The following is a 4,390-nucleotide window of genomic DNA, read 5'->3' as shown; positions in this document are numbered from 1 at the left end:
GAACTTAAAATTAGAATTTTGTAAGGGTTGAAGATAACGGAGACTAAGAGGATCCACTAGAAATTGTCCTAACATATCTAAATGAAAATGAAGAGTGTTAGTATGGTGCGACTGATTAGCAATAGGATGGACAGAATTGAGTCCATTAGGACGAATTAGAAAGATATCTCCAGCCTGACTATCAAAATAGTCATAATCAATGTGATAGCGAGCAGTCCCTTCATAGACGTATTAGATTTCAAGTTCTGGGTGCCAATGAAAAAGAATGTCAGGTCGTCCATTGTCAACTTTAGTTTCAGTTAGTCTAAAAAAGAAGATTATCATCAAAATCTATAAAATGTTTAAAATCAGTATCAGTAGTTTGTTGGCCCATCATTAACCTTTCAAAATCATAGGATAGTACCATGACAGCTTTTTCTTTTTCGAAAAGCATGGCAAAATCATTTTAAGGTATAAATTTATTATTTTTAACATAATTATATTTCTGTAATAACTTAATTTAAAATAAAAAGATAGCAATCTATCTTGGCTCTATAATTTCTGTAGTGGGTAAAACTACTGTAGAGATTATAGAGCTTTTTGAGTGTACACAAAAAGTCCCATAAGAACTATAATGAAAAGCAACCAAACCATCATTAGGAAGAACTTATGAGACTTATTAAGAATAACACAGAATTAATCGGAATCAAAGACCAAAATATCAAGATTTCACTTGTTTTTGAAACTGACACTCATATCGAGATTCAAGCAAAACTTGATTACCCTGCACCATCATGTCCTCATTGCCATGGAAAGATGATCAAGTACGACTTTCAAAAGCCTTCTAAAATCCCTCTTCTCGAGCAAGCGGGAACGCCAACTCTACTACGTCTGAAAAAACGTCGTTTCCAGTGTAAAAGTTGTAGAAGAGTCACGGTAGCTGAGACATCTATCGTTGAGAAAAACTGCTAAATCTCCAATCTAGTCCGACAAAAAGTTACACAACTCCTAACTGAGAAAGTGTCACTAACTGATATTGCAAGAAGACTTCGCGTGTCGACGTCCACTGTCTATCGTAAGCTTGATCAGTTTACTTTCAAGGAACATTATGACAAACTCCCTGCTGTTATGTCCTGGGATGAGTTTGGGTTCAAGAAAGGGGAATTGGCTTTTGTGGCGCAGAATTATGAGACAAACGAACTCATAACCATCCTTGATAATCGCCGCCAAACTACTATACGAAACTACTTTTTGAAGTATCCATTGAAAGTCCGGCAACAGGTACAGTTTATCACGATGGATATGTCTGGAGCTTATATTCCACTGGCTCGCAAGCTCTTTCCAAACGCAAAAATCGTTCTTGATCGTTTCCACATCATCCAGCACCTTGGACGTGCCTTTTTAAAGACAAGAATTGCAATTATGAACCAGTTCGATAAGAAGTCACTACCCTATCGAGCCCTGAAAAATCACTGGCGACTCTTCCAAAAGGACAGCCGTAAACTATCTCTCAACTCTTTTTATTCAAAGACTTTCCGCCAAACTTTAGCACCACATGAAGTTGTTGCGAAGACACTAGTCTTTTCAAAAGAGCTTACTGACTACTATACACTTTATCAGCTTTTGCTTTTTCACTTTCAGGAGAAGAGAGTAGATGAGTTCTTTGAACTAATAGAGGAAAATAGGAGCAAGGTCAATCATTATTTTCAAACTGTCTTTAGGACTTTTCTTAGACACAAGCAATACATCAAAAACGCACTAGAAACGGACTATTCAAACGCGAAACTTGAAGCGACTAATAAGTTGATCAAAGACATCAAACGTTTGGGCTTCGGTTTTAGAAACTTTATCAACTTTAAGAAGCGTGTCTTCATCACACTGAACATACATAAAAAAAGGACCTACCCGGTCCTCTCTAGATGTTAGCTTTTCGTCACCCACTACAGTTGACAAAGAGCCATTATTATTTAACGTGTTTCTCAAGATCTTTTTTAGCTTTTTCGTTAGATGCTTTCTTTTCTTTAAGCCATTTTTCACCACTTTGTTCATATTCTTTCTTAGTAACTACTTTTTCTTGTGATTTCACATATTTGACGTAGGATGAGTCCTTATCACCCACCTGTATGCTAGCACCCGTAAATGGTGTCAAACGTGAGATAACAGGTGCTGCACCGTCACTAGTCAATGGAATGATAAGAGAGCTATCTTCCAACCAAGCTTGGGCTTGAGCATAACGGTCGTAACGAGCGTTGATGTCTGTTGTTTCTGAAGCTGCTGAATCAAGCAAGGCATCATAATCCTTAAGACCTACTTGGGCTGCTGCTGCATTGTTTGGATCATCATAACCATTGAAAGTCTTGGTATTTTCACTTGATGTTGTTTTTAAGATATCAAGATAAGTTGATGGATCTTGATAGTCTGGACCCCAACCCACACCGTTAGAAATATCCCAGTCTTCTGCTGCAGCATTTGCCGCATTACTAGTCACATTATTCATGTCATCAGATGACATTTGGTTAATATCTATAACAACATTTTCGCTACCCAATGATTTTTCAATGGTTTGTTTCAAAGATTGAGCTTGAGCAACACTAAGTTTAGAACTTTGATCAACTGGAAGGTCTAAGTGAACTGGGAATTGTACCCCTTCTCCTTGAAGAGCCTCTTTGGCTTTGGCAAACTCAGTCTTAGCTTTTTCAGCATTGTAGAGACCGTCTTGACCATCTGCAAAGTTAACACCAGACCACTCATCACCATAAGAGCTCATTTTTTCTGTCACAAGATCACCAAAGGTCTTATCGCCTGCACTGACAAAATCATAAGGAACAAAAAGGTTACGTAGAGCAAGAGCTGCGCCATCTTTACCGTTTACTTGTGATTGATAGGCTGTACGATCAATAGCGAAGTTGATTGATTGACGAAAGTCTTTGTTTAGAAGAGCCTTCTTAGTTGATGTCTTTTCAGCATCTGTCTTCTTAGCTGAGAATTTATAGCTTTGGCGGTCAATGTTTACACCAATAACCAATGTAGATGCACCTGGTCCTGTGTAAAAAATATTATCTTTATATTTTTTTTCTACCGATGCATAGTTTGAACTCGTAGGGAAGACACGTGCAATGCTGAGAGCGCCGTCAGAGAAACTACGTTCTATTGATTCTAGATCCGATCCATCAGAATATGAGAATTTGATAGAGTCAAAATGCACGTTTTTCTTATCCCAATAATTCTCATTCTTAGTCAACTCGATAGATGATTTAGCTGTCAAAGATTTAAGAAGGAAAGGACCGTTATATAGGATAGAGGTTGGGTCTGTTGATTTACCAAAATCTTTTCCCTTATTCTTGAGGAAGTCTTCATTTACTGGGAAAAGCAAACTATAAGTTGTCTTAGAGTTCCAGTATGGTTCCTGTTTTTTTAGTGTGTATTGCAGAGTGTAATCGTCTATTGCTTTAACGCCAACATTTGAGAAATCTTTATTGGCACCAGAAAGGTAGTCAGACAATCCAGCAATAGAATCTTGTACCAAATAAAGGGCTCCAGATTTGGCATCAGCTGCATGCTTAAGACCCGTTACAAAGTCCTTAGCAGTAACATTAGCGTACTCTTCACCTTCAGAAGTATACCATTTGATCCCTTTACGAATTTTATAGGTATAAGTCAGACCATCTTTAGACACAGACCAGTCTTCAGCTACTGATGGAACAAGATTACCATATTTGTCCGCTTCCATAAGACCATCTACACCATTAGTCAAAACAGCTTTTGTCCCTCCCATAATTGATGTAATATAATCCAAGGTTTCTGGATCTGAGCCATAAATATTACTATAAGTCGTTCCACTAGTACTTGACTTAGAAGAACAAGCCGCTAACATACCAACACTTAGAAGGGCTACACCCGTAATTCCAAGAATTTTTTTAAGTTTCATAATACTCTCCTTTGAGATTGATTTTTTTATTGTAACAGAATTCACTAAGCTTAACTAATACTTAAACATAATCAAAGTGATAAGAAAATACTATCACCTAAAAATATCAATTGTTTGACAAAGAAAAAAGTAGGAAACCTAGAACGATTTCCTACTTATCCTTATTAATAATGTGACAAACGCTCAATTACTTGCTGGTTACTGAGCACTTCCTGGGCAGGAAAGAAATCAGCTTTGCCGTCTTCAAAAAGAAGAACATCAGCCTTTTCGTGATGAAGATGCTTAAAGTGATGAGCAGACATGATAATGGTTTTCCCAGCTGAATGAAGCTCATGTAGAAGTTCCCTAAAAAATTCTTCATATTCTTTAGAAAGATTATTGAAGGGTTCATCAAGAATATACACATCTGGATTAGTTACCATGATACTGGCAAAAGCCACTTTCTTCTTTTCTCCACCAGACAGTTGATAGGGAACGCGATCT

At 37.4% G+C, this 4,390-nt stretch carries 2 protein-coding genes and 2 pseudogenes; 1 reads left to right on the top strand and 3 read right to left on the bottom strand.

The features are described from left to right. Positions 1-219, bottom strand: a pseudogene (locus CGS49_RS14665) (AraC family ligand binding domain-containing protein); the annotation flags it as partial. A gap of 429 nt (positions 220-648) precedes the next feature. On the opposite strand from CGS49_RS14665, the pseudogene CGS49_RS13255 reads away from it, so the two are divergent. After that, positions 649-1,898 (top strand): annotated as a pseudogene (locus CGS49_RS13255) (ISL3 family transposase). 44 nt (positions 1,899-1,942) lie between these two features. On the opposite strand, the gene CGS49_RS13250 reads toward CGS49_RS13255, so the two are convergent. Then, positions 1,943-3,907, bottom strand: coding sequence for a peptide ABC transporter substrate-binding protein (locus tag CGS49_RS13250; RefSeq protein WP_097802282.1), 1,965 nt, complete (start codon positions 3,905-3,907; stop codon positions 1,943-1,945). Positions 3,908-4,071: 164 nt separating this feature from the next. Continuing rightward, a partial coding sequence (locus tag CGS49_RS13245) for an ATP-binding cassette domain-containing protein (protein ID WP_143405873.1) occupies positions 4,072-4,390 on the bottom strand: 319 nt, incomplete at its 5' end.

Source organism: Faecalibacterium langellae (assembly GCF_002549775.1).
Lineage (GTDB): Bacteria > Bacillota > Clostridia > Oscillospirales > Ruminococcaceae > Faecalibacterium > Faecalibacterium langellae.
This window is presented reverse-complemented; position numbering and strand designations above follow the sequence as displayed.

Bases quoted from the DNA above. Each gene is read 5' to 3' on its own strand.
- CGS49_RS13250 (WP_097802282.1), bottom strand. From the start codon at position 3,907: ATGAAACTTAAAAAAATTCTTGGAATTACGGGTGTAGCCCTTCTAAGT.